The organism is Alteribacter populi (genome assembly GCF_002352765.1).
Classification (GTDB): domain Bacteria; phylum Bacillota; class Bacilli; order Bacillales; family Salisediminibacteriaceae; genus Alteribacter; species Alteribacter populi.
Genome location: NZ_KZ293963.1, coordinates 1588044 through 1610264 on the forward strand (window position 1 = coordinate 1588044; position 22221 = coordinate 1610264).

Genomic DNA, 22221 nt, shown 5'->3' on the forward strand with positions numbered 1-22221 from the left:
AAGAAAAAGCACCACAGTGGGTGCTAATTTAAATCTGATACACTTATGACATTAAATTCTTCGTATTCCATGGATTCAAGAATCGAGACAACCAAGTTAGCATGCATTGTATTGTTTTCTTTATAAATCACTACTATTTTCCCATAACTCCAGTTTGGATACCCGATATCCACCTTGCTTGTGTCCTCTATAAAATTAATTGTACTAACATCTTTAAAATCAGCTATGTCTTTAGCTTGTTCTAAAAATCTTCTTTCGAACTCTTTTGTTGAAAAATTAGAAGTATACTTTATTTTTATTAATGTTTCCAAATTAACACCTCCCTTTCTCCCTATACTTCGGCAAAAGAAAGGTATTTCCTGCAATTAATAAACAGGATGCTCGTGTGTTTTTATATTAGATAGTCTTAGTATATACCTCTCTATGAGTGTGCTAGTTCACATAACCGCGCCTGCCTCCCTCTAAGTCTACACGGATTGTTTTTGATACTTCAAATACTGCCAATTTCGACACAAATGACCATTTTGACACATTTGGCTGATCACTTCGTCTCTAAGCCTTCTCACCTGTTCACGAGATACGCCGGCATGCTTTCCAATTGCACGATAGCTGAGACCTTCCATCATGCAGCTGTAGACAATCTGATGTAATGGTCCTTCAATGTATTCCTCGCCAGCCTCGACGAAATCAACCTTATCCTGATAAGCCTGCATCCGTTTAAGTAGCTTCCGCTCTCTGCTGTCTAAGCGATCAAGCTCACTTTGACTAATTCCTCCCGATCCTTTCGGCATAGCGGCTTCTTCACCGTATTGAGCTGTCAATCCTCCTCTGCCTTTACTTGGCACACCTGCAATTCCGTATATTAGATCGTTCAACCTTTCAATTTCTCTTTTGAACAAACGATAGTCACTGATTATTTCTTCAATCTCTTTTCTATCCATGATGACCCCTCCCAAGGTTATTCATGTGTTATACTAACGGTAGGCGTACCGTCCTGAGAGGGGCGGTTTTTTGTTTATCCCCGTTCCGCTTCTTCTTTCCTCCGAATATGCGGCCATCTCCAATCTCGCTTTTCTTTCAGTTCTGCTAATTGCTGTTTATCTTCTTGACTAGGACCCGGGCTATTGCGGTATTTCTCCAATTCCTCTTTACTGAGGTAGTACGTCACGACTTCACTCACATCGACACCGCCTTTTCCTCATTGATCCGATCAATGACAGCCAAGTAGTCCAACGGCGCGCGTCCTCTTTCCACCTCATAAGCGTAAATTTCAAAGTCTGATAGAGGGATGGATTTCCTCCCGCCTCTATGCGCCTCTCTAAGGTATTTTTTAATGAACGAGAGGCTTATATAGTAAACTGTGTTTACATCCCGAAATTCGACAAGCAGGAAGGAAATAGCACCATGTTTTTGTGCACGCTCTAAGTATTCTAGTTGGTGATCATGTATGTTCTTTAAATCAAATCGCTTCCCCGATACACTTTTTGCTTCGAATGCAACGGCTTGTCCTTCGTAGCAACCATCGTAATCGACTGTACTTTTAGATTCGTAGAATCCCTTTAGAACCTGCGTTCCTTTTGATTTAAGAACCTTGACAGGAGTAGGACGCTTATTAATTAGCGCCACCCCATTATTCTTGTAAAGCTGATTAACGAGATTCAGAGTCATTTCAAAGGCTTGTCCTCTGTTACCCTGTCCGTGTTTCATGATCATCCCCCTCAGTAATTTCAGCGTGATAGATCAAGTCTGGTTCCTCCTGGATCTTCCTCCAACAAGTAGGACCGTATTTCCGATCCATGCTTTTCTTGTCCTTGAGCTTCCGACCACATCGTAGACACTCCATCAATAACCGCTCCTTTGACGTTCTAAGTTGATGGCGTTCTTATCGAAGTAAGCCTGTTCAATCTCGTCCCACGTAAATCCTAGCGACTCACCTAAAAAGTGAAACTCTGTAAACAGCGCATTGTACCTCGTTTGTATAGAGCCTTTTTGGAAATCTTCAATAAAGCTATACATGAGCCTGAAACTGGATTCTGTTTTAATACTAGGCCAGTTTTCCACCTTCACATTTTCAGTCAATTTTGACTCGATTCCGATTGACAAGATGAAGTGGAGGCAATCAACGTATTCTTCTAAAAGAGGGTTTCTTGTTTTTCCTTCTCTAGCTGCATGGAACGATGTTAAACCAACCTTTGTGCGTGGCTTCTGGTTCTCCGACCAAAACTTAAACCCCCGCCACTCGTTCGCAAGTTCCCCTAACTCAACCTGCAAAGCTAGAATCTTCTTTGGGAGTAAATCCTGCCCTTCTAACCCCTTACGCTTCACAATGTCCTGATCAAGTTCCTTCTGCATCTTAAACAACTTTTTAAGATTCATAACCTCACCTCGTCCGATATTTTTCATTGTTAGATTTCAAGACTTCGTTTTCTTCCTGCAACAATTCGAGAACTTGGCAAGCTTTCTTGTACTTATTTTTGTACGTGTTCCGCTCTTTCTGAAGCTCTACCAACCCTTGTTCGGTTTTAACCTCTTTCAAGTGCCGTTTCTGATCGTGAAAGCTTCTTTTGAGCTTTTTATACTCTTTTTCAAGTTGATCGGCTTTATTTGCTTTGTTGATAAGCGATTTTAATTCGTCAATGATCTGATTTTCCCATTCACTCATCACGCCCACCAGCTCCTTTCGAAAAACCTAGTAAAAATCCGAAGAACAGTGAAAACAGACTTGTCAGAAACAACACTGCTGCTATATCGTTAAACTCTAGGTACATCATCCGTCACCTCTTCCAAAGCTTCTTCCCGAATCACCTTCCGCTGCCATTCGATCTGCTCTTCGTGTGTCAACTCTTGCTGTGGTGTTTTGTTTGACATATAAAGCACCACCTTCATTCAGTTTTTGGACGTACTCTGCAACAATTACCATTCACTACAAGCAAAAATATCTGGTTTATTACAGTATTTTTTTATTAAATTTCCAAAGGTGTCCTTATCTGGCGTTGTACCGTCATGGTAATAAGTAAATAATTTTCCATTCGGTTCTTCTTCAATGTTGTCAGTACCATCACCAAAATATTCTTCAAACATTTCTTCTCCGAATGTACCTTTATAAATCTTGATTGCTTGTTCTTTTGTTTCTGCAACAATCCAATCACAAGGGTCGTCACCAAACCTAAACATTTTCAATCCCATGAAATCCTCTTCCTCCTTCACAGTTTCGGTCTACTCCGTCACCTGCTCATACCTAACTCCCGACACTCTCCCAACAGACCGGACAGCAAATATCTTCTTGGTCCTTAAAATCAAGATCAACCGCAAATTTAAGTTCGCACTTTCTACATTGATAATCACGGTAGTAAAGTTTGTTTTTCTTCCCCTTATGCCTGCGCGGCCACATTGCGGGATTATTTTCACGATGAACCTGTATTCGCTTTCGCATGGTCGCTTCTTTGACTCCGTAAATTTCGGCTATTTTTGATACGGTGTACCCTGCAATCCACATCTCATTTAAAATTTTAGTAGAGCTTGTCATTATTGCATCACCCTTTCACCAGTTGATCTTTTAACAAACAACCGCGTTTGGTAACGACTGTACTCAAGTTCCAAATCTTGCAAAGATAGATCGGATAGCCGTTTGCCATCTTTCGTCTCGATGATCGCTTTGTTTTGCAAATACTGCATGATGTGTTGTCGTCTTAGTTCCATCACATGGCCTCCTCCCTTAGCTCTCTCTTGCGTTCATCTAACTTTCGTAGTAAATCTTTCGTTTCTTTCTCCCGCTTCATCCTGCGGCGCTCACGCTCTTCTGTGGGGCAATCTAAACAAGGCTTTGTGTGGATGATCGATCCTTGAATACTTTTTATCACGCCTTTTCCGTTGCATGTTTGGCACATTACGCTAATCCCTCCAAACGGTGGTTTAGTTTTTTTCTGTCACCTTCGACAACGACGGTAAAGTATCGGCACATTTCGAAAATCCGTGTCCCTAGTGCTTCGTCTACGTCACACAACTGATCGACGTTTAGTTCTGAGGACACCATGATCGGCTTGTGATTTAGGTACCGATGATTGATGACAGCATAGGTTTGCTCCACTTGCCAATCCGTAGCACGCGGTTTTCCTTTTGCAGGCTTGAATAGGTCGTCTATAAAGAGCACGTCCACCTTCTTCATACGGTCGAGCTTCTTCTCTAGCTGATCGAAGTCGTCTTTTAAGTCGTTGAACCCTTCGACGTACGGAAAATACAGCACCGGGATGTGTTTTTTTAGCATTAAATTGTTTGATACCGCCATAAGTAAGTGCGTTTTCCCCGAACCCGGTTGACCAAGGAAGGATATACTGTTCTGACGGTCGTCTCTTACAGACTCGAATTCTTTGTAATAAGACATTGCGCATTGATACATGTTTACAACCTCGTTCGGTTTGCCGTCCGTTCTAAAATTGCTAAACCCTAACCTTTTAAACTTTTCTGTGATTTCACTAGACTTTATGATTCGTTCAGATCGTCGCCAAGCTACACAAGAGCAATCACGCCAATATTCCACACCGTCTTTATTCAAAATAAACCCAGTACGGTCTTTGCACTTATCACACTGATAATCAAGCTTGCTTTCTCCCGATCCATCCGGTTTGACCGCCTGTGATTGAATCTTTTCTTTTAGCTTGTCCATTACTTCCGCTATTGATTGAGTCATGAGAGCCTCCTCCCTTCGCGATCCTTGATTGTTTATGTTTTCTCTCAATCTCATAAGCTCGCACATCATCGATCGTTTTTAAATTTGCTCCTGCCCATTCTTTTAAGATTGACTCGATGTAAGAGAAGCTACTTCCTCCAGATTTAGCCGCACTCTTCATTGCAGCTAAGACGATTTCACCTGAAAGGTCGTCGCACCACTTTCCTATGGATTCGCTTATAAATGATCCGAGTACACCAAAATTATCTTGAAAGAATTGATATGGATTTTCGCGCGCGTTGACACTACTACTCTTATTATCATTGTTATAATTATTAACATTATTGTTTGTGGTCAACTGTTGGTCACTTGATGGCCATTTGCTGGTCAACTGTTGGTCATTTTGTTGGTCAATATTGTTACCACTGTCTTGATAAACATCATAGTTATCAATGGTTACAACGCTATATTTGTTGGACGATTTGACGGACAACATTCCCCATTTTTTTAAGTTCAATAAGTAACGCCACCACGTTTTCTCTCCAAGCTGATCTTTTGGCTTCATCCCCCTATTCAGGTCTTCTGCTAGAGAAAATCTACCAGTAACAAATTGACCTCTTTTGAGTTCAACAAGTTGATTACCTACTAACTGTTCTCGATCTTTGTGTGAAGCTTCAAATAGACAGTACATCCACAATTTGAGATAGTTCGGATCTGCCCAAATTGGGTTTTCCTGTAGTTTTCTATGAACGCTTATCCACCCTTTGGACATATATCCTCATCCTCTCTTTTCACAAATGGCTGTCATGCCTTCGATCTTGATCAACTTTAATTCCGGATTCGACTTAGCTAAATAACGCTCAATGTATTTCCGGAATAACCGGGGGCGGTCGTTCGCCCCATCGGTCATCCAGACGTAATGATGTGGTAATATGATCTTTATTTCGCGTCTCATTCAATCACCGATCAAAAGGGTAAATCATCTTCATTTACTTCTTCTCCTCCGCCTGCGAAGGGGTCGTCAGTCGCTTCTGCATTAGATGATGACTTATTGTTCCCTAACATGCCTTTAAGATCGTCACCGTCCGTCTCATTAAAGAGAGTGATCATGTCGCTTGCTTGCTGTTTAGTTAGTTTTGTTATCGAATCGACACGATGTAATTGCATTGCTAGTGCCTTCACTTCATCCTCAGACAACCCTTTTCGTTTACCGTTACTGAAAATGGCTTTTCGTTGCGCCTCAGTGCTTTCTCCGTTCATCGGACGACTGTTCCTATTGTTTTGTTGATTGCGTTGATTGTTATTTTGATAGTTACCACGATTATTGTTCTGTTGACGTCCTAAATCCATGTCCTCAGTGTCTTGTGTAAAGAGGCCGGATGCTCCTGTAGCTTGCAATGTAGCACCCACAAGCGCCCGTTTGATCGCCATCTTCTGAATTGTGTTCACTAACATATAAGCATCTTGATTTCTGTACCGCTTTTCTTTCGTATTCGCAGACCCTTCACATTCGCTCAGGATAGCTTCCTGTCCACCTTCTAGGATGCGATGGACTGTTACCTTATAGGAGAAGTAGAAAAAACCGTTGTCCCAATCCTTGACCTGCTCAATAGAGTGAATACGGTGCCCGAGACCGTAGAATCTGAGTAAGTTCTCAGCCCCAGACTTTAGTAAAGAGGGTTTTGGCGTACCTGGTACTGTTCCGTAATCAACATCCTTGACCAATACTTCCTTTGTTATCTCTTTCAGCGATCGGTAAGCCTCTAAAGCTTGTTGTGGTGTTACTTGTACCTTTGCAATGTAATTCTGTTGCTGATCAACTACTTGAAGTTGATTTTCTGCCATAGCCATCTACTCCACCTCCACTTTGAACGCATCATCACGGTATTCAATTGACACACCTTCAAGGACTTCGCCTGTATCGGGGTCAATGACTTTATCATCATGAACAGCAAATTTTTTCTTGACCTCCGCCTTGATCGGGTCTTCTTTTACCTTGATTAAATCTTCGTAACCTGCTTCTTTTAGAGCTTGTACAACTTTGTCGTTGTCGTAGTTCCATTTAGGCTGCTGTTTTCGAAATGCTAGTTTGCCGTTTGGTAGTTTAAGGGTCTTGAATTTAGGATCTTCCATACGCTTATTGAATGCATACTGAGCGAGCATAGATTGAAAGTAATCGCGGTTATTGTCCGCTTGCTTATTGACTTGTTCCATCCATGATTCGATTTTGTCAATTTCTGCTTGTGCAAGCGCCAAGTCCTCCATGCGCTTATCCTCAATCTGCTTCATCTTACGAAGCACCCAATTTGCCTTTTCATCATTATCCACGGTAAACCGATCTTGATTGACCCCTTCTTCTTGATCTAAATACTCATGTAGGTTTGGTAAATCATTCTGCATCATTGCCATTTTAAAATTCCTCCTTATTTGGATTAGATTTATGGTATAGAGTAACTAGCTCCGATTGATTTAATGGGCGAAACCTCATATAATAGAGATAGTTAGTTATTTATGAGATTCGCCTTTTCCGATCTGCCCCTCTGCAGGTCGGATTTTATTTTTCTTCATGAATAGAATCCTTTCGATAAATCACCATGATGTTGTCGTCATATTCGGTGGCAGAATACTTCATATCAAGGACCTCAACTTCTGGATATGCACTCAACCACGCTCGGATCATTCCTTCAGTACCGATATAAAAGTCAACATTTCCCGCTATTTCTTCAACCATTTTCCTCCCCCTATCTTCTTTTCGTGCAGAGCGTGAATAGCAATCCAAATGACCTCTTCTTTCGTCCATTCGTTTCCGTGCGATTTTGTAAGTGAGTCAACCAATTCGTTTAGCAATTCTTCTGCAAGTCCGGACACCGTAACTTCTACTTTTTCCATTGATTAAGTCTCCTTTCGTGGTTTATAAAAACAACAACCCATACCCTAACCCGATCAAAAACATCCAGAGTAACAAACCGCCTAGCACTTCCTGTTTTAAACTCATTGCGAGTCACCCATCGTGACAACAACCGTTTTCCCGGTTGCTAGATTCAACTCGCGCGCTTTCTTCATGAGCGATCTAACGCATCTTTCAACCTCATTTCGTTTGGTGTGTAGATCTCCCATGTCCCGCAGGGCCTTTTGAAGTTCGTTATGCTCTTTTAAGATGCGTTCGTCCATCTCGCGCATAAAATCATAGTTAAGATTGATCACTGCGTTATGTGCTGCTAATTCTAGGTGAGCAATAACGGAGCGCTGTTCGACGATGTAATCGTGCAATTTTTCCGCTAAGTATTGATCTTTTTCTAAAACTTGAAATTTCTGTTTCATCCTCTTAACCCCCTAACTGATGAATGGTGAAATGACTTCAATAACCTTCTGGATCACGACTGGATCGATACCGATCAAGGTGGCAATCATGATGTCTTGTGCGTTGGTGTGCTTTGCCCACTGTATGAATGTCGGTACATCCACTTTTAACTTGTCATTTTCCATTTTCGAGATAGCGCTCATTGAACAATGAAGTTTATCTGCTAATTCTTCTTGAGATATGCCTTTTCGTTTCCTCGCCATCCTTAAAACGGAACCGATTCCCATACCTTTCACCACCTTTCTGATATGGAAAGTTTTCTGGATCGGAAACCTTTCCGATATGGAAGAGATTTCTTGTTTTTACATCGTTATAATAAAATTAGATCGCTTGTTCCTTGACTGACTTTCGTTTCACCTTTTTAGGTGGAACCGCTTTGTGAGCTTGTTTCTCTTTCTCCGCTTCCTCGGCTAAGATGCGAGGTACAGAGGTTCGCATGAAGAAGTCAACAATGCCCTGTTGTGTGCGTTTGGGTATTTCTTTGGTCATACAAGAACACCCCATTCTTTCAACAGTTTGTTTATAAAGTAAGACTGACCCTTCCCGGTTACTTTGGGTGTGTACTTAGTTTTTGTATCACCATTGTCAGAAGTATGAATGTGAGTCTTGACTTCAAATAACTCCATGTCCATCGCCCTTTGAGTAGGTTTGTTGTAATAAGAACCTTTGGAGCAAAGGTACCCATTCTCTCGCATCCAGGCGAACAAGCGATTTTGACCAATGTCTACTCCTTTTTGCTTCAATAAGGTTGCAAGCTCTTTGACTAAAATAGCGTTCTTACTAATTTGGATCGCTTCGGCTAAGAACACTTTCGGTTTTTGATCTTCAATGGTTGTTTCTAATTCGATGATTCTCTTATCCGCAAATTCAAGTGCACGTTTCATAATCATTTCTGGACTGTTCCAAAACTTTTCGATTTTGAGGAAATACTGACGAGCTTGTTTACCTCGACTAGTGCGTTGAATCATAGAAATTTCTTTTGCCATGTCAAGTTTCAAATGGTGATCAGTAATATTCTGGAGTCCCCCAAGGGTCGGACTTTTTTGGGTCACCCTTACGAAATCAGTATTTTCGTCAAATCCATAAGCCGTCATTCTGCTAAACCATTTTTTATATTCAGTGGCCACTTCTAAAAATTCATGAAGCTCACGGCCGCTTACGATTACATCACCATCATTGTTTTGAGTTGTCTTGATTAATTCGTTCATGTTTGTTGCCTCCCTTATCCAGAAATTGAATGTCCATGTTAATTTCATCCGCTAATTTAATAAGATCGTTCACCGCATCTTCTCGTGTGTAGTGCTCGTCATCGTCCAGATTATGAGCGATCGCAAGCACTTGATGTTGGTATCCGGACAGTTGAAGAAGATCGGTTAGGTTCAGTTAGCTCACCTCCCAAGCGCTATTGTTTTGCATTCTTATGATAACGGATTCCGTTAGTTTGTTGTCAAAAAAAACTGCTGGTTCTTCTCCTAAAGATTGTGCAATTACTTTTAATCTTTCTGCATCCAGTCTTGTTTCTCCACTTTCGAGATATCGGTATCCTTGCAAGGACATCCCTAGTTTGTTAGCTAAATATGTTTTAGTTACGCCCTTTGACTTGCGTATTCTTTCAACGTTTTTGTGAATCAATGAAGTCACCCCCTGAACTAACGTTTTCCGTTAATTACATATTAATAACGAATACCGTTAATGTCAACAGTTTTTCATAAATAATTCTCAAAATCCGTTAATAATGTATCGAATTCCGTTATTAACTGTTAAAATAACCTTGTTCAAAGGAGGGTTGACCGTGGAAATCGGCAAAAGAATTAAACAAAAAAGAAATGAAGCTAATTTGAAACAAGCTGACTTAGCGAAGAAAGTCAATGTGTCTCCACAGGTCATTTCCAACTGGGAAAGAGGTTATACACACCCCAATCATGCTGATGTATCTAGACTGTCTGATGCACTGAACTGTTCAACAGAATACTTACACGGGAAAACGAAAAAACAAGATTACATAAAAGAAGAAAAGGACAACTACGATCCTCTCGAAGATCTCAAACAATACATGATAGAAAATAATCTTCAAGATATGGACTTCGGGTTTTATGACATCGAAAAGTGGAAGAAGCTTTCAAAAGAGGATATAGAGGAAATTAAACGTCACTTTGATTGGGTTGTTGCAAGAGCTGAACAAATGGAGAAAGAGGATAAAGAGTAACCTCTTTTCTTTTTTTACTTTTCACTGTTGAATTTTGTAATTGTAAGATATATTTACAGTTTTACGGTGATATTTGACATCTAAAATACAAGATGGTTTTGATAAAAAAGAATGAGTAAACACTTAATGATGGGGAGTGAGCATAATTAGCAGACAAAGTGATCTATTAGAATTTATGTATTTAGATATGGAGTTTGTTAACTCAATTTCTGCTCAATTTTTTCAGGGTAATATCCTTGAAATGTACCTTAAAGAAGAGTTAGGAATGGGACAAGAAGTAGTAGATCAGTACGGGACTAATCAAACTAAGAAATCGGGATACTCCTCGGGTATAAACTTAGCTGTTACTGGTAAACATGAGGGTTCAGAAGAATCAGGTTCACATGAATCAAAATCATTAAAAGAGCAAGAAACTCAAAATACATCAGAGTCAATGAAAATTGCAATTAATGAATATGCATATAACAATGTGGTTAAAAAAATGAGGGAAAATGATTTAATTAAAACATCAAAAATCTCCGAAAAATATGACTATTTAGAGACTGCAAAGACTTTTAAATATATCGATTTTAAAGCACATAGCAATATATATAATTTTGAAAAAATGATTGAGCTTGTAATGTATAATCATGAACACGGTTTTCTTCCTTTTGATAAAATAAGAGACCATATTAATCATGCAAAAGGGATGGTTAAAAAGAGAGCTAAAAAAGTAAAAGGGACAACAATTATACCAGACGAAAATGCAGCGCACTCATTCCTGGATCAGTTTAACAGTATGGCTATTTTTGAAACAATTGAAAAACTTTCAAACTATATGAATGATATCTTTAGTGATCATTTCATATTATTGTCGGAAGATAATGAATTAGTAATTTGCAAAAAACAAAATTTAAAAGTGCCTTCAATTACATTGACTTTATCAGGTGAAGTTGAAGTTAAAGTTTTTGGGAAAGTTTTAAATGAAAATACAAATGAAGTAGAAGTGGAGGACATTAATAGTCTGATTAAAAATGATTCATCAGAAGAACTCCTTTCAAAAGGAGCTGGATTTTTCATATCAATTTACTTAACATACATGTATGGATTAAAACCTAATAAACCTTTTAGTTTAGTACACCCTATGGGGATTCAATTTGAACGGTAATTATCCATTCTGCTCTTTATGCGATCCATTTTTTTAGAAATGTTACTGGTTGATTCCGCGCCATTTACTTTCTTCCCACGATCTTTAAAACGTCGACTATGGATGGTTTGCTTTTCTTTATTTTCTTTATCAATTCGACGTAAATTATTTTTAGTTTCTTTCATGAAAATCATTTTGCTCATTAAATTATCCATTATTCATCCTCCTTTCGTTAAGTATATATTAATCATATTGAATTAAAAAGGGATGTATAACTATTATTATCAATAAATTATTTAAATAAAACCGGCAATCAAGAATAAAATTCTTCTTTTTTTACCATCGAGGAAGTGGTGAATAGTTTTTATCCATCGACTCCATAAGTTCATCAAATTTAACAGCGATCTCTTTTTCATCTTCGTCCAAGTCCCATTCCGCATATAAACAATTTATGGCACTTGTTATTAACAATAAATCTTCTTTAGTCAGTTCAACATTAACTTTACTCATAATCATCACCTCTATCTATAGTCTAAAACATTTTATTCATAATATGTAGTTTTATTAAGTCCTGACAAGGGCTTTTCTTTTCAAACTCAAAAAGAACAAATGTTCTATATTTAGGAGGGAGGGGTAAAAAGATGGACAATAAAACAGAATGGATTAAGTTATCAGATTATAAATGCCACAACGTGGATGAAAACCATACAGCTATACCACTCTTTAACTCAATTAAACAATTTGACGGCGAATTATATGGAGAACTGGTTGAATATATAACAACACCGAATTTTCTTATCGAACCAGAGGAGTGATCATATGAATTATGTACATTCACACCGTGAAGAGTGGGTTCTCCGATTCTATGAAAGAATGAATATTTTCTTTCCTTCAGATATTGATATCCATTCTATAGCATATCATCATCGGATTTATATAAAATTTTGGGATAAACCTTCTAATTACAAACGTCTCGGGAGATTTCAAGCAATCTACCTGCAGTACGGTCTATCACCAGAAGAAGAAAGAATACAGTTTTTCCATGAACTCGGTCATCTGTTGAGACACTCCGGCAGTCAATTTTTTATGACTAGTAGCTTTGCTGAATTGCAGGAATGGGATGCTAATTTGTTTGCTTTTTATGCTGCGCTACCTTGGCATATGCTAAAACAGTATGACTTAAACAATTGTAATACAATCACACAGGTCAGCCAGGAATTTTGCGTGCCTATTGAATTCGTGGATAAGCGCATGCTATTTATAAAACAGAAAATAAAAGATTATGAGGTGGTTACATGACTGTAGGTATTTATGTAAGGGTATCAACAATCGAGCAGGCGAAAGAGGGGTATTCGATCTCCGCACAGCGCGAGCGGTTAAAGGCTTACTGTACCGTGCAGGGTTGGGACGACTATAAATTTTACGTAGATGAGGGCATATCGGCAAAAGACACCAACCGCCCGCAACTACAAGCGATGTTGAAGCACGTCGAGGAAGGAATCATTGACACGGTACTAGTCTACAGGCTTGATAGGATCACGCGTTCGGTCGTTGACCTGCATACACTCTTACAAATGTTTGAAAAACATAACTGTAATTTTAAAAGCGCTACTGAAATTTACGATACCACAACTGCAATGGGCAGACTATTGATCACAATTGTAGGTTCCTTCGCGCAGTTTGAGCGAGAGAACACCGGCGAAAGGGTGCGCATGGGGCAGATCGAAAAAGCCCGGCAAGGTCAATTCAGCGCCCCTGCCCCTTTTGGATTTAGGAAAAAAGATTATACACTTGTCGTGCATGAGGAAGAAAAAGAAGTCATTCTAGACATTGTTAACAGAGTCAATAAAGGAACATCGATCCGCCAGATTGCTAATTATCTAAACGGAAAGGGCTTGCAACCGATACGCGGCTATCAGTGGCACATCGGGACTATACTCTCATTACTTAAAAATCCGGCTCTATACGGCGCGCTGAGGTGGCTTGATGAAGTAGTTGAAGGTACACACGAACCAATCATATCGAAAGAAGAGTTTGAGCATATCGGAAAAATTCTACACAGTCGTCAGAACTTCAAAAAGCGCGAAACAGAAAATATCTTTATTTATCAGATGAAAATTACCTGCCCACAATGCGGTAATCGCCTTTCCTGTCAACGACAATACTATTATAGAAAATCAGAGGACCGTAAAGTGATTAACAATAGTTACCGATGCCAAGCATGTGCATTAAACAATAAAACAGGTTTAACGGTGAGTGAAATTAAAATCGATAAAGCTTTTACTGATTACATGAAGGACCATACGCTAGATGCTGCTCCTTCTCCCGAACAAAAGAAAGAAGAAGATGAAAAAGAGCGAATCCTCACCTCAATTGCAAAAATTGAAAAACAACGAGAAAAATATCAGCGCGGCTGGTCAAATGAACTTATAACAGACGAAGAATTTTCCGAGCGCATGCAAGAGACGAAAGTGATGATTGATGAATTAGAAAACGAGCTCGAAAAGATCGAGCCCGTCAAGGAGGTTTTGGACACGGAAAAAGTGAAAGTGATCGTCAAGAACTTCAAAATTAACTGGTTTAAGTTATCGTCTGTAGAAAAGCGGGAATTTATGAGTCAATTTATAGAAGATATTGAGTTCGAGAGAGTTGGATCGACTGTTCGGGTTCTTGACGTTCACTTCATTTAGGGTTTACGTCTAGTACATACAAACGAAATGTTCTTGCATCAAATGGCGCATATCGTCCATCACATAATTAGCCACGTCTTCCGGTGAACGAATGACGTAACGCTCTTCGGTTGGAAACTTATGAATACGTCTCCCTAGCTCAATCGCTGCTTTTAATTGCACCGCTTTAGCACTGCCAATCCCGTGAATATTTTTAAACTCATTGATCGACGCCTCTTTTAAAAGCTTTAATCCGTCAAAATGGCGAATCACCCGTCCCGATAATTGCAGCACCGATTCTTCTTTTGTTCCTGAACCTAAAATGAGAGCGATCAGTTCTTGATTAGACAAGACCGTCGCTCCTTCTTGAAGCATGCGTTCTCTTGGACGTTCACTCTTTGGAACGTCTTTAATCATCATTGCTTCTGCCAATGGATTCACCCTCTCATTTTTACGTGAAGTTGAAAGGTGGCGGCAGCACATCATGATGAAAACGACTTTACGAGGATTATGCTTTTGTTTGCCAATCACCTTCAATTCCGAACCCCTTTAATGCACGAACGGTTTTTGCCAGAGGCAATCCGACGATCGCAAAGTAATCACCTGATATACGTTCGACTAATACAGCGCCCAGGCCTTGTATACCATAGCTGCCTGCTTTATCAAACGGTTCTCCACTTGCAATATACGCATCGATCTCTTCAGCTGAAAGGTTAAAAAACTGGACTTCTGCTTTTTCAGAAAAGCCTATTGTTTTTTCGTCTGAATAAATAAACACACCGGTGAAAACTTCGTGTGTTCGTCCTGATAAGAGCTGGAGCATATTTTTGGCTTCGTCATGATTCTTTGGTTTACCTAACACGAGACCGTCAATCGACACAACCGTATCCGATCCAAGAACCACGTGATCTGGATGATCTTTGTACACGTCATATGCTTTTTGTTGAGCTAAAGAAACAACAAGCTCTTCAGGGCTTAGTGATGGATCTACTTTTTCTTCTACACGACTGGAAATAGTTTGGAAGGGAACCTGTGCTTGTTCAAGCAGTTCCTTCCGGCGAGGTGATTGTGAGGCGAGTATAAATTGTTTCACGAAGATCCCCCTAACAACATGCCAGTTCCTACATTAAGGGTATATTTATCATACCACAGAATTTGGTAACCGGCACGTTTAATTTTGATAATAAGAGAGTCAGGCCCCCTTGACTATTCTACTTTTCCGAATATCAGTTCTGAAGCGGCAATTCCCGGGTTAGTCATTTCTTTTGGGTCAAGAATGCGATCCAGTTCTTCTTTCGTTAATATTCCTCGTTCGATACAAATCTCCCGTACAGAAAGACCTGTCGAGATCGCTTCTTTTGCGATCCGCGCAGCCGTTTCATATCCGACGTGAGGATTGATCGCCGTAATAATCCCGACGCTTGTCTCAACAAGTTCTCTACAACGATCGATGTTTGCGGTAATCCCTTCAATCGCAAATTCACGGAAAACGGAAATTCCGTTTTGCAAAATCGTAAACGACTGTAACAAATTAAATACGAGTACGGGTTCCATGACGTTTAGTTCGAGTTGTCCTGCTTCCGAAGCGAGACTGATTGTATGATCATTTCCAATCACTTGGAAGGAAATTTGATTGATCACCTCACACATGACTGGATTTACTTTTCCAGGCATAATCGATGAACCTGCTTGACGCGGAGGTAAATTAATTTCATTGAGTCCTGTACGAGGACCTGAACTCATTAGCCTTAGATCATTCGAAATTTTCGAGAGGTTGATAGCGAGAATTTTCATAGCACCTGAAAGTTGTGTATACGCATCGGTATTTTGAGTCGCATCCACCAAATCTTCCGCACTGTGAAACGGCATCCCTGTGACTTCAGCCAAATATTCGGTGACTTTTCCGATATATTCCGGCATCGCGTTTAAACCGGACCCAACAGCTGTCGCCCCCATATTAATTTCATACAGCTGATCAACGGAATTCTGAATCCGCTTAAGATCTCTTGTCAACATTCTGCGATAGGAGCCAAATTCCTGACCTAGACGAATCGGGACCGCATCTTGTAAATGAGTACGCCCCATTTTGATCACATCATCAAATTCACGCTCTTTCTTTCTCATCGTCTCTACGAGTTCATTCAACGCAGTAATCAGACCTCTTGATAAATGTAAGCAGGCGATATGTATTGCGGTTGGAAAAGTGTCATTCGTTGATTGTGCCATGTTCACGTGTGTATTCGGGCTCACCATTAAATATTCGCCTTTTTTTCCTCCGAGAATTTCAATGGCACGGTTTGCAATAACTTCATTTGCGTTCATATTAAATGAGGTTCCTGCGCCTCCTTGAATGCTGTCAACAATAAAGTGATCATTGAATTTTCCTTCAATAACTTCCTCTGACGCTTGAACGATCGCATCAGCAATTCGAGGATTTAACACCCCGACCTTGTTGTTAGCACGAGCTGCTGCTTTTTTTACAAATCCAAAAGCACGAATCAATTCTTTGTGGGGGGGATATCCGGTAATCGGAAAGTTTTCTTTTGCTCTTACCGTCTGGATTCCGTAATAGGCACTATTCGGAAGTTCTTTTTCTCCCATTAAATCTCGCTCAATTCGCACATGTTCTGTCATAGATTTTCATCCTTCCGTATTCATTCCTGTTACACTTGTCCCTCCCTCTAGTGAAGGGAAATTTTCTAAAGTAAAAAAATATATCCTTTACTATTGTATAGAAACTTCTGCAGATATGTAAGACGAAGTTATTTTTTTGTATCCTCAAGAATAGTAGTGCGTGTTTAAAAAGGAGGACAAATAAGCCTGCGAAGATCGAGGCAGCGCAGAAGCAAGCTAACGAGCTTCCCCAGGGTGGGGTGATTCCTGCGTTGTCACAGGACGTGGCGGTATTTAGCAGGAGATCCTATTCTTCGACAGCTATTTTCCCCGGACTTTTTGAACATCCTCTAGGAGCGACTTTTATTCAAAGTGGTAAATTAAGGTCTTTCTTATCCTCTCCTAATCACAAAAAAATAGCCGACCTGAGTGGGTCGACCTACATCTATTTCATAAGGGTGGTAAAAACATTAGGATTCATTTAGCTGACTAACTAAATTTTCATAAAGGAGCACACTTTCTAATACGTGATGCTGTACATCCCATCCGGAAACAGAGTCATGCTGAAGTCCCTCTACAGCTTCACCGGTTTTGGCTGTCCACTCGTTAGCAGCAGTCACGACAGACTCTGACTCTGACAGGTCCTCAAGCTGATCTCTCCATGCATACCACTGCTCTGCTAAAGCGACAAGCTGCTCATCGGAAACTTCATTTCCTTGTAAAGTAAGGACAACACCTAGCTGAACGAGTTCATCTACTAATTGTGTACCCGAGTACAGGTATTCAGCTGTTGCTTCTGCTACAGATGATTCGCTTGTAACAATATGGACTTTCGTATACGTATCATAACCGGATTCGGTATACATCTCCGCTAATTGATTACTGTTGGATTGGGAAGGTGCAACACCAATAAAGAGATACATCGGATCTGTCTCTTCTGTTAATACCGCCGGATAACCATCAGACCTTAATTGCTGGATCGCTTCTTTTCCTTTTTCTTGAGTGGAATATGCCCCTCCTTGAACGACATGGACGGTTAATCCCGGGATCCCACCCGTAAACTCATCATCAGTTACTGAGGCAGCCTGCTGTGTGCCTTCTTGAGTGGCATCTACTGTCGCTTCTTCAGGAAGCCCTGCTGCTGAACTTGCTTGGTCAGTTGTACTAGAAGTAAATACGGTAAGCAGCATGAGTCCGAATCCTGAGCCTACTATGATTGCTGACAAGACGATCGCCAGCATTTTTCCTGGAAGCTGCGGCCAAGAAAAATTGTGACGGTTTGGACGCCTCTTCTTTCGTTTTGCTGGTGGTAGCTTTGGGCCTTTGTCCCTTTTACCATCATCCCAAAAAGGTAAGGATAACAAGTTTTTTTCTTTTTTTCGCTTTTGGAAATCCAAAATTTTATTCGATTGTTTATTTTCGCTACCAGAAGACTCTTTCTCAGCTAATACCCATGGAAAGTCAGACTCTCGCTCTTCTTCCCGTTCTTCTGCTGCAGCCACTTCGTCTTCGGACTGGACGTCTTCTTCCCGATAAAACACTTTCTTTTCGCCATTTACCCGAATCGTTATGACATTTTTTTTATCCAACACGTCCAAACTCCTTTCACGGTGATCGTTATAAGGATGTACAAAAAGTCCGGAAAAATAGCAATCACGACGTGGTGACCGGCCTCAATCTATTCGGCTCTTTTTGAACAAGTACTTATACTTTACTCTATTAACTAGCACCGATTGATAGAACTAAAAATTCTTTGAGAGGATGTTCTGGAGTTGTGTGTAAACCTATTGTTCGGCAATTCTAGACTGTTAAATCTCTAATTTCGTGGTAAAGTTCCTAACTACGCGGTTATAGGTTTAGTTTTACGAAAAAACCCTTTCGAGCTTTAAACGAAGATAATGGACTTCTACTATTCAAGGAATGGTTGTTCTCTTTCATCAATGGATGGGTAATCCATTTTCGGTGCTTCGGATTCTAAGTCTACTAACGGCGGATAGTAATAAGATGACGCCACCACTTGAAAATCTAATCGGTCTTCCCCATCGACAATCATTCGTTCTTCATCGTCTTCTTCTTTTTTAAAATAAACATACTCAATGTTAACAACGCGCGTCAGACGGTCGAGCTCGTCTAAGAAATTTACTAGATGTGCGTAAGTATCAACACGGACATCCATCGTAGCTGTTTGTTTATACATCGCTTCTATTTGGTCGCCTCGCCACTCATCCTCAACAAGGTCTCGTTCAGGTCCGATCGTAATCGAAGTGTTTTCATCTGTTCCATCGTCTTCAGCTCCACCCTCGTTTTCCTGATTATCTGTTTGGTCGGCTTCATCTCGTGTCCCTTCCGTCGCCAGTCGTTTATGAACGGCTTCGTCTTTATCCAAAGTCAAGTCCATAATCCGAACGCCGGAAACCTCTTCAGCCATGTTCACATCAAGTAAAAACTGATCTGTAAGTGGAATGACCGGTAATTTACGCTGAAGTGCCGTGGATGTCTCAAGACGACGTTCATTCTCTTCAATCGTAGCCTGTTTTTCTTCTTCCAACTGACTAATCAACTGCTCTTCTTCGTATTTCTGATCTGTTAATACTTGATGCTCCTTTAATCTGGGTTCCAAATAAAACAAATAAGCAACAAGAAATAAGAGCAGTACTGCAACAGTCGACGCTGCGGTATAAAGGAGACGGCGCTTCGTATGGTTCATTTATAGATCGCCTCCGTTCTCGTCGGTTTCATTATCCAATTCAAAATTTATGTCCACTTCATCATCAATCTCTACATCCGCGTCGATATCAAGGTCTAGATCAAAATCTGTATTTAAATCATCTTCAGTATCTTCTTCATTTGCCGGTGGTGCCTCTTCTGTGTCAACAGTCTCACCCGTGTCTTCCTCTTCACCATGAGTCTTTACCGCTTCAGGATTTAACGTAACCGACAATGCTGCGACATAATGAGGAAGGTATTGCTCTTGGTTTTGTTCTGAAGCAAAGGATTCATTGCTTTGTTCCTCTTCTTCCTCATTTTCGGTCATATCTTCGCCTTCAATTTGTAAAAGTGTAACCGAAGCAACTATGTCGGAATCTTCTATAGCTCGCAAATAGTAAGCGATATCTCTTATTTCGTAAAAGCCAGCCTCCAAATAAATTTCAAATGGAAAAGAGTACTCATACTCCAAAAAGTACCCTTCAGGAGGCATAAGAGAGACCATTTCTTGAAGCACTGCGGAACCAGGAATAACTTTCGAATCAAGCTCTTCAATCATTAAATTAAGCTTCACTTTATCCGCATCAGAGAGGCTATCAATCTCATTTTGCAGTTCAGCTGATTCAAGCCGTTTCTCTATTAATTCCTCTTCTACGGCAGCGGACTGCTCTTCGATATGACTTCCGTAAAAACCAACAGAAACTACCGCAAGCAAACTTAAAATTAAAAATCCGCCTAGAAAGTAGAGAATCGTGCGATCTTTTTTTTCTTGTTTTGGCATTAAGTTAATTTCTACAGGCATGGATTGACTACACCTCTTTTTTCAACAAAAGCCCTACCGTTTCGTGAAAACGTTCAGGTATGTTTATGTCTGAGTTTGAAATTCGTAAGTTGGTGCGATCGTATCGTTTTACGGGTATATCAAATTGCCGCCTGCAATCTTCTTCAAAGTGGGCAAGAAACGGGTGGTCGCCATCAATGCAGACTTTCGTTATATCTATTTCACCTTTATGGTAGGATGACTCATAATAATTTCGGAGTTTTCTAACATCAGAATATACAACTTGCCACGCCTGAAGCATGTCTTCTTCACTACCGAACCAAGTATATGTGAGCTCTCTCTCATTCGTCTCTAGCTGCCAAAGCTGCTCATCCGTTTCCCATTTAATATTTCTAGTAACGACAGGGTAGTCACCGTTAAAAACGGTTAATAAAACATGACTAGGATAGCATTGCACAGCGAGCAGGTGTTCATTGGCTTCTGGATAACGAGCTTCATGGTAAAAACGATAATAGGCTAACGGTGAGATATCAGCAGCCACAGGCTTCAATTTACAAGTCTCAAATAACGTTGTATACTCTGTAACAATTTCTTCTGGTGCTGCGACTAACAATAGGCGACGCTGGTTTCCTTCACTCTTCACTTCCTGCCAATCAAAGGCTGGTTCTTCAAACGGAAGTTGGAGCTTATCGCCTAGTTCTAAGTAGAGATGTCCGGTCGTTTCTTCGTCTTTCACATCCGATGAAATTATGTGCTCTTTTAGTACAAGTTGCCCATCCGGTACGTTAAACAAAATTTTTTGTTTTTTTAGCTTCCACTCTTCGACGCATTCCTCCAAAATCGTAACGAGGGTATCCCATTCTTGGATGCGCCCGTCTTTAATGACCCCTTTTGGTAAATGTCGTTCTCCAAAATCAGCGATATCATTTAAAGAGCTATTTTTTCCTCGTACATACCGAATTACATGGTCTTTTATTGAAATAGCGGTTAACGATTGTTTTTTTGTTTTTAGCATCGAATATCCTCACTTTCAATGAACAGAGCTGTCATGCTTTATAATCAATCTATTAAAAGAGTGGTCCAGCTTTTTTTCCCCCGGTTCCTTCAAACATCCTTTAAAAAAGGTACAAATACCATTGCCATATACGATCTCCATAAAAATAAACAATAATGGAAGCAGCGGCAATCGAAGGACCAAATGGGAGAGCAGATTTTCGATTTAGACGCTTCGTTAACAACCCTACTCCTCCAGCAATCGCACCAATCATCGAAGCGAGAAAAAGACTCATAAATACTCCTTTAAACCCTAATACAATGCCAATGACAGCGTACAATTTTACATCTCCGCCTCCCATACCGCCACGGGAAATGACCGCAATGAGAAATAACAAACCAAAGCCCGTAAGCATTCCGGCAATTGTCAGCCACCAGGGATCGAACTGAGCAAAGGTTATCCGAAAAAAGAGAAGAGGCACAAAGAAAAACAAGAGTACCTTGTTTAAAATAAGAAATGATGATAAGTCGCTTACCGTGATGATCACGAGCATGGAAACAAAGAGCAGACTGACGATCAACTCAGAGCTCAGCCCCCAATGGAAATAGCTTAGCAGGAACAAACCCGCTGTAATCGACTCGATAATTGGGTAAAGTATAGAAACTTTCGCCGAGCATCCTTTACATTTTCCTTTTAAAAATAAATATGAAAATACCGGGATGAGTTCGAGAGCAGACAATGTACGCTGACACTTCGGACAATGGGATCTCGGTCGGATAATCGACGCTTTTTGCGGCAGCCGTAAACCGACCACATTATAAAACGAACCTAGCATTAATCCTAAAACAGCAATGTATATCCCTATAAGTAGCTCCAAACGTCACCACCGACACTTTCTCTCTCATCTAGAAATCTATGGAATACTTCTATTATAGAAGGTTTCAACGTCGGAATAAACCGAAACTTGGGAGGTTTTGAAAATAAGTGACTGAATTCCTAAAAAATAAACCTAGGATAGAACATCCTAAATGAACGTTCTACCCTAGGGTAATTTTAAATATAATAGTGACATCTTAATCTTTTAATCTGATTTTATCCC

At 40.2% G+C, this 22221-nt stretch carries 37 protein-coding genes and 1 pseudogene; 5 read left to right on the forward strand and 33 right to left on the reverse strand.

The window, feature by feature from the left end:
- Positions 1-23: 23 nt before the first annotated feature.
- The 23 genes from CDZ94_RS07765 to CDZ94_RS07840 all read right to left on the reverse strand — a co-directional run bounded on the left by CDZ94_RS07765 (position 24) and on the right by CDZ94_RS07840 (position 9659).
- Complete coding sequence (locus CDZ94_RS07765; protein ID WP_096435929.1) at positions 24-311, reverse strand: hypothetical protein; 288 nt, start codon at positions 309-311, stop codon at positions 24-26.
- A gap of 156 nt (positions 312-467) precedes the next feature.
- Positions 468-941: a hypothetical protein gene (locus CDZ94_RS07770; RefSeq protein WP_096435930.1), complete on the reverse strand. Its 474-nt coding sequence runs from the start codon at positions 939-941 to the stop codon at positions 468-470.
- Positions 942-1015: 74 nt separating this feature from the next.
- Entirely contained in the window at positions 1016-1180 is a 165-nt protein-coding gene (locus CDZ94_RS21240; protein ID WP_157911708.1) for a hypothetical protein, read from the reverse strand.
- Positions 1177-1707 carry a Holliday junction resolvase RecU gene (locus tag CDZ94_RS07775; protein ID WP_096435931.1) on the reverse strand — a complete coding sequence of 177 codons (531 nt, stop codon included), beginning with the start codon at positions 1705-1707 and terminating at the stop codon, positions 1177-1179. Before CDZ94_RS07775 ends, CDZ94_RS21240 begins: the two co-directional genes overlap by 4 nt.
- Positions 1688-1843, reverse strand: a complete 156-nt coding sequence (locus CDZ94_RS21960) for a DUF6011 domain-containing protein (protein WP_425352526.1) — start codon at positions 1841-1843, stop codon at positions 1688-1690. The genes CDZ94_RS07775 and CDZ94_RS21960 overlap by 20 nt, the downstream gene beginning before the upstream one ends.
- Positions 1843-2376, reverse strand: coding sequence for a dUTP diphosphatase (locus CDZ94_RS07780; protein WP_096435932.1), 534 nt, complete (start codon positions 2374-2376; stop codon positions 1843-1845). The genes CDZ94_RS21960 and CDZ94_RS07780 overlap by 1 nt, the downstream gene beginning before the upstream one ends.
- 4 nt (positions 2377-2380) lie before the next feature.
- Entirely contained in the window at positions 2381-2665 is a 285-nt protein-coding gene (locus tag CDZ94_RS07785) for a hypothetical protein (protein WP_157911709.1), read from the reverse strand.
- Between the two features lie 248 nt (positions 2666-2913).
- A complete protein-coding gene (locus tag CDZ94_RS07790; RefSeq protein ID WP_096435934.1) occupies positions 2914-3186 on the reverse strand; it encodes a hypothetical protein in 273 nt (90 codons plus the stop codon).
- A gap of 52 nt (positions 3187-3238) precedes the next feature.
- The gene (locus tag CDZ94_RS07795; protein WP_096435935.1) at positions 3239-3526 is read right to left on the reverse strand and encodes an FmdB family zinc ribbon protein; all 288 of its coding nucleotides are present in this window, start codon (positions 3524-3526) and stop codon (positions 3239-3241) included.
- Positions 3526-3699 carry a hypothetical protein gene (locus CDZ94_RS21245; protein WP_157911710.1) on the reverse strand — a complete coding sequence of 58 codons (174 nt, stop codon included), beginning with the start codon at positions 3697-3699 and terminating at the stop codon, positions 3526-3528. Before CDZ94_RS21245 ends, CDZ94_RS07795 begins: the two co-directional genes overlap by 1 nt.
- A complete protein-coding gene (locus CDZ94_RS07800) occupies positions 3699-3887 on the reverse strand; it encodes a hypothetical protein (protein WP_096435936.1) in 189 nt (62 codons plus the stop codon). The genes CDZ94_RS21245 and CDZ94_RS07800 overlap by 1 nt, the downstream gene beginning before the upstream one ends.
- Entirely contained in the window at positions 3887-4687 is an 801-nt protein-coding gene (locus tag CDZ94_RS07805; RefSeq protein ID WP_245415713.1) for an ATP-binding protein, read from the reverse strand. Before CDZ94_RS07805 ends, CDZ94_RS07800 begins: the two co-directional genes overlap by 1 nt.
- On the reverse strand, positions 4593-5231 hold the full coding sequence (locus CDZ94_RS07810) for a DnaD domain-containing protein (protein ID WP_198546700.1): 639 nt from the start codon (positions 5229-5231) through the stop codon (positions 4593-4595). Before CDZ94_RS07810 ends, CDZ94_RS07805 begins: the two co-directional genes overlap by 95 nt.
- Before the next feature lie 213 nt (positions 5232-5444).
- Positions 5445-5621: a hypothetical protein gene (locus CDZ94_RS21250; protein ID WP_157911711.1), complete on the reverse strand. Its 177-nt coding sequence runs from the start codon at positions 5619-5621 to the stop codon at positions 5445-5447.
- A gap of 11 nt (positions 5622-5632) precedes the next feature.
- On the reverse strand, positions 5633-6517 hold the full coding sequence (locus CDZ94_RS07815) for a hypothetical protein (RefSeq protein ID WP_096435939.1): 885 nt from the start codon (positions 6515-6517) through the stop codon (positions 5633-5635).
- On the reverse strand, positions 6518-7075 hold the full coding sequence (locus CDZ94_RS07820; RefSeq protein WP_096435940.1) for a host-nuclease inhibitor Gam family protein: 558 nt from the start codon (positions 7073-7075) through the stop codon (positions 6518-6520).
- Positions 7076-7220: 145 nt separating this feature from the next.
- Positions 7221-7397 carry a hypothetical protein gene (locus CDZ94_RS21255; protein ID WP_157911712.1) on the reverse strand — a complete coding sequence of 59 codons (177 nt, stop codon included), beginning with the start codon at positions 7395-7397 and terminating at the stop codon, positions 7221-7223.
- Positions 7382-7555 (reverse strand): hypothetical protein, encoded by a 174-nt coding sequence (locus tag CDZ94_RS21260; RefSeq protein WP_157911713.1) that lies wholly within the window; start codon positions 7553-7555, stop codon positions 7382-7384. Before CDZ94_RS21260 ends, CDZ94_RS21255 begins: the two co-directional genes overlap by 16 nt.
- Before the next feature lie 102 nt (positions 7556-7657).
- Entirely contained in the window at positions 7658-7987 is a 330-nt protein-coding gene (locus CDZ94_RS07825; RefSeq protein ID WP_096435941.1) for a hypothetical protein, read from the reverse strand.
- A gap of 12 nt (positions 7988-7999) precedes the next feature.
- Positions 8000-8254: a helix-turn-helix domain-containing protein gene (locus CDZ94_RS07830; RefSeq protein WP_245415714.1), complete on the reverse strand. Its 255-nt coding sequence runs from the start codon at positions 8252-8254 to the stop codon at positions 8000-8002.
- 94 nt (positions 8255-8348) lie between these two features.
- Positions 8349-8516 carry a hypothetical protein gene (locus CDZ94_RS21265; RefSeq protein WP_157911714.1) on the reverse strand — a complete coding sequence of 56 codons (168 nt, stop codon included), beginning with the start codon at positions 8514-8516 and terminating at the stop codon, positions 8349-8351.
- A complete protein-coding gene (locus CDZ94_RS07835; protein WP_096435942.1) occupies positions 8513-9235 on the reverse strand; it encodes a phage antirepressor KilAC domain-containing protein in 723 nt (240 codons plus the stop codon). The genes CDZ94_RS21265 and CDZ94_RS07835 overlap by 4 nt, the downstream gene beginning before the upstream one ends.
- Positions 9236-9410: 175 nt before the next feature.
- Entirely contained in the window at positions 9411-9659 is a 249-nt protein-coding gene (locus CDZ94_RS07840; protein WP_096435943.1) for a helix-turn-helix domain-containing protein, read from the reverse strand.
- A 160-nt stretch (positions 9660-9819) separates the two neighbouring features.
- Between CDZ94_RS07840 and CDZ94_RS21270 the strand changes: the two genes are divergently transcribed.
- Together CDZ94_RS21270 and CDZ94_RS07850 are read left to right on the forward strand one after the other, a co-directional pair.
- On the forward strand, positions 9820-10233 hold the full coding sequence (locus tag CDZ94_RS21270) for a helix-turn-helix domain-containing protein (RefSeq protein ID WP_245415715.1): 414 nt from the start codon (positions 9820-9822) through the stop codon (positions 10231-10233).
- Between the two features lie 136 nt (positions 10234-10369).
- Positions 10370-11380, forward strand: a complete 1011-nt coding sequence (locus tag CDZ94_RS07850; protein ID WP_198546701.1) for a DUF6414 family protein — start codon at positions 10370-10372, stop codon at positions 11378-11380.
- Here the strand turns inward: CDZ94_RS07850 and CDZ94_RS07855 are convergent.
- Both CDZ94_RS07855 and CDZ94_RS21275 read right to left on the reverse strand, forming a co-directional pair.
- On the reverse strand, positions 11365-11574 hold the full coding sequence (locus CDZ94_RS07855) for a hypothetical protein (protein WP_096435945.1): 210 nt from the start codon (positions 11572-11574) through the stop codon (positions 11365-11367). The two genes, CDZ94_RS07850 and CDZ94_RS07855, sit on opposite strands and share 16 nt — an antisense overlap.
- A gap of 121 nt (positions 11575-11695) precedes the next feature.
- Positions 11696-11869, reverse strand: a complete 174-nt coding sequence (locus CDZ94_RS21275) for a hypothetical protein (RefSeq protein WP_157911717.1) — start codon at positions 11867-11869, stop codon at positions 11696-11698.
- Between the two features lie 131 nt (positions 11870-12000).
- On the opposite strand from CDZ94_RS21275, the gene CDZ94_RS21280 reads away from it, so the two are divergent.
- From CDZ94_RS21280 to CDZ94_RS07865, 3 genes are read left to right on the forward strand one after another with little or no spacing between them, the layout of a single operon-like run.
- Positions 12001-12174 carry a hypothetical protein gene (locus CDZ94_RS21280; RefSeq protein ID WP_157911718.1) on the forward strand — a complete coding sequence of 58 codons (174 nt, stop codon included), beginning with the start codon at positions 12001-12003 and terminating at the stop codon, positions 12172-12174.
- Positions 12175-12178: 4 nt separating this feature from the next.
- The gene (locus CDZ94_RS07860) at positions 12179-12658 is read left to right on the forward strand and encodes an ImmA/IrrE family metallo-endopeptidase (RefSeq protein ID WP_096435946.1); all 480 of its coding nucleotides are present in this window, start codon (positions 12179-12181) and stop codon (positions 12656-12658) included.
- The gene (locus CDZ94_RS07865; protein WP_096435947.1) at positions 12655-14049 is read left to right on the forward strand and encodes a recombinase family protein; all 1395 of its coding nucleotides are present in this window, start codon (positions 12655-12657) and stop codon (positions 14047-14049) included. The genes CDZ94_RS07860 and CDZ94_RS07865 overlap by 4 nt, the downstream gene beginning before the upstream one ends.
- Before the next feature lie 12 nt (positions 14050-14061).
- On the opposite strand, the pseudogene CDZ94_RS07870 reads toward CDZ94_RS07865, so the two are convergent.
- The 8 genes and pseudogenes from CDZ94_RS07870 to CDZ94_RS07905 form a co-directional block, all read right to left on the reverse strand.
- A pseudogene (locus tag CDZ94_RS07870) lies at positions 14062-14448 on the reverse strand (UPF0758 domain-containing protein); the annotation flags it as partial.
- 88 nt (positions 14449-14536) lie between these two features.
- Complete coding sequence (locus CDZ94_RS07875) at positions 14537-15121, reverse strand: Maf family protein (RefSeq protein ID WP_096435948.1); 585 nt, start codon at positions 15119-15121, stop codon at positions 14537-14539.
- 113 nt (positions 15122-15234) lie between these two features.
- Positions 15235-16662 carry an aspartate ammonia-lyase gene (gene aspA, locus CDZ94_RS07880; protein ID WP_096435949.1) on the reverse strand — a complete coding sequence of 476 codons (1428 nt, stop codon included), beginning with the start codon at positions 16660-16662 and terminating at the stop codon, positions 15235-15237.
- 449 nt (positions 16663-17111) lie between these two features.
- Positions 17112-18230, reverse strand: a complete 1119-nt coding sequence (locus CDZ94_RS07885) for a hypothetical protein (protein ID WP_096435950.1) — start codon at positions 18228-18230, stop codon at positions 17112-17114.
- Positions 18231-18550: 320 nt separating this feature from the next.
- Positions 18551-19348, reverse strand: coding sequence for a hypothetical protein (locus CDZ94_RS07890; RefSeq protein WP_096435951.1), 798 nt, complete (start codon positions 19346-19348; stop codon positions 18551-18553).
- On the reverse strand, positions 19349-20149 hold the full coding sequence (locus CDZ94_RS07895) for a PilN domain-containing protein (RefSeq protein WP_096435952.1): 801 nt from the start codon (positions 20147-20149) through the stop codon (positions 19349-19351).
- Positions 20150-20156: 7 nt separating this feature from the next.
- Entirely contained in the window at positions 20157-21143 is a 987-nt protein-coding gene (pilM, locus tag CDZ94_RS07900; protein ID WP_096435953.1) for a type IV pilus biogenesis protein PilM, read from the reverse strand.
- Positions 21144-21243: 100 nt separating this feature from the next.
- Positions 21244-21999, reverse strand: a complete 756-nt coding sequence (locus CDZ94_RS07905) for a prepilin peptidase (protein ID WP_198520816.1) — start codon at positions 21997-21999, stop codon at positions 21244-21246.
- Positions 22000-22221 lie beyond the last annotated feature (222 nt).